Source organism: Actinoplanes sp. NPDC051633, assembly GCF_040681735.1.
In the GTDB taxonomy this organism is placed as follows: domain Bacteria; phylum Actinomycetota; class Actinomycetes; order Mycobacteriales; family Micromonosporaceae; genus Actinoplanes.
On record NZ_JBFAZH010000726.1, the window covers coordinates 1 to 4012 of the forward strand.

The window sequence follows — 4012 nt, forward strand, 5'->3', positions numbered from 1 at the left end:
AGCACCTTGGCGGTCACGAACTTGGCGACCTTGCGGGCGTTGACCAGCTCCCGGTCGAGGTTCCGCTTCAGCACGCCGCTCGAGTCCCAGTCGACCCGCAGAACCTTGACGGCGACCCGGGTCCCGTCGGCGTCCGCCGCCAGATAGACCTCACCCTGCCCGCCCCGGCCCAGCCGGGCGAGCGTCGTGTACGGCCCGATCTCGGGCGGGTCGTGCGGCCCCAGCTTCGCCGGTCGCGACATGGGCGCCTCCAGGACGAGCGAGCACCCATTGTGCGCAGGCGATCACGGAGCGCGCAATCACTGCGCTCTATGCGGCTCGTTCAGGGTGGCGAGTGCGCCGCATCGAGGCGGAGCTGCCGTGTCAACGCCGGGTCCAGGCGTCGCCGTCGCGGTCGGCGCGCTCCCCCTCGTCCAGGTCGGCGACCTCGGCGACGTACGGGTGCAGGGCCAGGATGTGCCGCAGCGTGCTGGTGGCGTCGGCCGCGAAGATGCCGTCGGAGAACGTCCAGGAGCCGTCGTCCGCCCGCACGACGCTGGTGACCGGGGCGGTGCCGTCGATCACGGCCTGGGTGGTGCGGGCCGGGAAGTAGGGCAGGCTGGTGCGGAACGGCCAGTTGAAGTACGGATCCACCTGCGTCCACAGGCTCGGCGGGTGCTGGTCGGGCGGCAGCCAGAGCATCGGCTGCTCGTCGTACGGGGCGCCGTCGTCGCCCGGGAACCGTCCCTGCGTGTCCGGCCACAGCGCCTGCACGATCGGCACCGGCGGCAGGACGTAGAAATCCAGGGCGGTGCCGAAGAACTGCGGATACCACCCCGGATGCGCCGGCCTCAGCGACACGTCGTAGCCGTTGAGCACGTCGCCGCGCCGGCCCGGCCGCAACCGCTCACCGTCGCGGACCAGCCCGCCGAGCACGTTGACGACCTCCATCCCGACGTCGTACGGCAGCCCGAAGACGGACACCTCCGGGCTGCGGAACGTGTGCCACAGGCCGATCGAGTACGCCCAGGGCGGGCTCTGGTCGTCGCCCAGCACGCCGCGGGAGGCCCAGCCGTACCCGGTGATCTTCGCCGCGATGTCCCGGTCGCGTTCGTCCATCTTTTCGGCCGTCCCGGGCTCGAGCAGACAGAAGCACGCGTCGGGATATCCGGTCACCGGCCGAGGTTATCGAGCCGCGAGCCGGCGCGCTGCCCCGTCCTTTTGCCGGAACGGCAAGAGAGTTTGTCGGACTCCGGGGAGGCCAGCACACTCGCCGCTATGGACATGTTCGAACCACCGGCCTGGGAAGAGCGGTACTCCGGCGAGGAGAAGATCTGGAGCGGGAACCCGAACCCGCAGCTGGTCGCCGAGGCGGCCGGCCTGACGCCGGGCACCGCGCTCGACGTCGGCTGCGGCGAGGGTGGCGACGTGCTCTGGCTGGCGAGTCAGGGCTGGCGGGTCACCGGCGCCGACTTCTCGGCCAACGGGCTGGCCCGCGCCGCCCGGCACGCCGAGCAGGCCGGGGTCGCCGACCGCGTCGACTGGTGGCAGATCGACGCCCGGGCCTTCGCCGCGGGCGGACGGACCTTCGATCTGGTCACCAGCCACTACCTGCACCCGCCGGACGGCGGCATCGTCGACGTGGCACGGCGGCTGACCGAGGCCGTCGCGCCCGGCGGGCACCTGCTGATCGTCGGCCACGCGCCGTCGGAGGTCTTCCACCAGCTGAGCGAGAGTCACCGCCGGGCCATGTTCGCCGCCGAGGAGCTGCTGCCCGCGCTGCCGGGCGACTTCGAGGCGGTGGTGGTCGAGCAGCGGCCGCGGACGATGACCCGCGAGGGCGTGACCGTCCACGCGCACGACTCGACGTTCCTCGCCCGCCGCAAGGACTAGCGGCGCACGGGCTGAAGGTCGCGAATCCCGGAGAGGACCGCGGCGGCGCCGTCCTCGGCCCGGATCCGGCCGGCGAGCTCGGCGGCGCGGTCGCGATAGGACGGCTGGTCGAGGCAGGTCCGGAGTGCGGCGGCCAGGGTGTCGGCGGCCAGGTCGGGCATGGGCAGGGGCCGCGGCGCCACGCCCAGGCGGTGCAGCCGGTCCGCCCAGAACGGCTGGTCGACCAGCACGGGCACCGGGACGGCCGGGACTCCCGCGCGGAGCCCGGCGCCGGTGGTGCCCGCTCCGGCGTGGTGGACCACGGCGGCCGTCCGGGGGAACAGCCAGTCGTGGGGCAGGTCGCCGACGAGCAGGATGTCGTCGCCGGCGGGTCCGAGCCCGGCCCAGCCGGACTGGACGACGGCGCGTACGCCGGCTTGCCGGACGGCGGCCGCGACGACGTCATGGAGCCGTTCGTGATCCGGGGTCATGCTGCCGAACCCGATGAACACCGGAGGCGGCCCGGCCGCGAGGAAGTCGGTCAGCTGATCCGGCGGCTGCCATCCGGGTGTCCCGGCCGGCCACCAGTATCCGGTCACCTGCACCGTCGCGGGCCAGTCGGCGGGCCGGGGGACGACCGCCGGGCTGTAGCCGTGGAAGATCGGCCAGTCCGCCGGAGTCTCCGCGACGGCGGCCGGGAGACCCAGGCGCTCCCTCAGGCGACGCAGGACGCCGGCGTAGAGGGCGCCGGTCCGGGCGAGCACCTCGTGGCCCGCGGCGAGATTCTCGGCCGGCTCCCCGGCCGGCCGGCCCGGTGGCGGGAAGTCGCGGGTGGGCACGCCCGGCGCGAGGTAGACGCCGGCGCTCGGGATGCCGAGGCCGTCGGCCACGACCCGGCTCAGCGGCGCCGGACCGAAGGCGGTGAGCAGCAGGTCGGTGCCGGCGGCCGCGGCGTCCAGCACGCCGTCGCCGAGCTCGTCGAGGAACGCGGCGAAGACCGACTGCGCCGCCTCCGGCGAGGGGGCGGCCGTGCGGGCGCGGACCAGTTCGACCGGATCGCCGGGCAGCTCCCGGCACTCCAGCCCGCGCCCGTGCACGAAACCGGCGAACCGGCCGTGCGCGGCCAGCGCAACCTGATGACCCGCCTCCTGCAGGCGCCGGCCCAGGCCCGTGAAGGGCGCGACATCGCCGTGCGAACCCGCCGTGACGATCAAAATCCGCATCGAGACTCCAGACGAGGATGAGACCCCGGAAACAGGACGGAACTCAGAGCAACTCGACCGGTGTGCCCGCCGCCGGGTCGCCGAACAGCTCGGCGGCGTTGCCGCCGCGGGCGAAGATCTCGTAGCACGGCTCGCGCCAGCCGGAGCTGCCCGGCGCGAACGAGATCGCCCCGGCCGGCACCGCGAACACGCCGTCGCTGACCACGACCTCCCGGACGGCCTCGCCGATCCGCACGCGCACTGTCGTTCCGGGATCGGCCGGCGCGTCGTGCCAGCTGGTCTTGAGGTTGCCGTACCCGTCGGTGTAGACCACCGACCGCACCGGCGCGGGATCGACGGTGACCCGCTCCCCCAGCAGGTCGCCGTCGCCGCGCACCAGCGCGGCCAGCGCGTCGGGGAAGACGTCCCGCGACCGGAACTGCGACCCGGCGTCGGCCACGTCGACGGCGTGCAGCGGCACGCCCTCGTCGGCCAGGAAGGACATGCTGGCTCCGGCGGCCACGCCGACCACCAGGACCCCCGAGTCGAGCCGCGCGGCCACCAGCCGCTCGCCTGCGTTGTCCTCGCGCGGCCGGTCCTCGTCCTGGCGTGGCGCCACGTTGGCGTAGAGGACCCGGTCGGGCGGCCCGTCGCCGAAGGCCAGCTGGGCGACGCAGAAGCCTGCGCTCACCGTGTCGAAGGGCGGCACCGGGATCGCCGTCACCTCGGCGTCGGGCAGCAGCAGGGCGAGACGCTGGCGGACCTCGGCGAAGGCGAGGTCACCAACGCCGTAGTCGGCGACGACGGTCAGCAGCACCCGAACAGCCTACGGGTTGCCCCGGACGCGTTCGTGGCATAGGACGGTGTCATGCATCGGCGTTTGGCGATATCGCTGCTCCTGATCATCACGGCACTTCCGGTGCCGGCCGCCGCCGCGGGAGGCGGCGGCCTGCCGCTCG

At 73.9% G+C, this 4012-nt stretch carries 4 protein-coding genes and 1 pseudogene; 1 reads left to right on the forward strand and 4 read right to left on the reverse strand.

Annotated features, from left to right (window positions below):
- Together AB0M20_RS30675 and AB0M20_RS30680 are read right to left on the reverse strand one after the other, a co-directional pair.
- Positions 1-242: pseudogene (locus AB0M20_RS30675) on the reverse strand (serine/threonine protein kinase); the annotation flags it as partial.
- A 121-nt stretch (positions 243-363) separates the two neighbouring features.
- Positions 364-1155, reverse strand: a complete 792-nt coding sequence (locus AB0M20_RS30680; protein ID WP_364303814.1) for a DUF4262 domain-containing protein — start codon at positions 1153-1155, stop codon at positions 364-366.
- Positions 1156-1257: 102 nt separating this feature from the next.
- Here AB0M20_RS30680 and AB0M20_RS30685 point away from each other — a divergent pair, with 102 nt between their 5' ends.
- On the forward strand, positions 1258-1872 hold the full coding sequence (locus tag AB0M20_RS30685; RefSeq protein ID WP_364303815.1) for a class I SAM-dependent methyltransferase: 615 nt from the start codon (positions 1258-1260) through the stop codon (positions 1870-1872).
- Here AB0M20_RS30685 and AB0M20_RS30690 read toward each other — a convergent pair.
- Together AB0M20_RS30690 and AB0M20_RS30695 are read right to left on the reverse strand one after the other, a co-directional pair.
- Positions 1869-3074, reverse strand: coding sequence for a glycosyltransferase (locus tag AB0M20_RS30690; RefSeq protein WP_364303816.1), 1206 nt, complete (start codon positions 3072-3074; stop codon positions 1869-1871). The two genes, AB0M20_RS30685 and AB0M20_RS30690, sit on opposite strands and share 4 nt — an antisense overlap.
- Before the next feature lie 43 nt (positions 3075-3117).
- Positions 3118-3870: a hypothetical protein gene (locus AB0M20_RS30695; RefSeq protein ID WP_364303817.1), complete on the reverse strand. Its 753-nt coding sequence runs from the start codon at positions 3868-3870 to the stop codon at positions 3118-3120.
- Positions 3871-4012 lie beyond the last annotated feature (142 nt).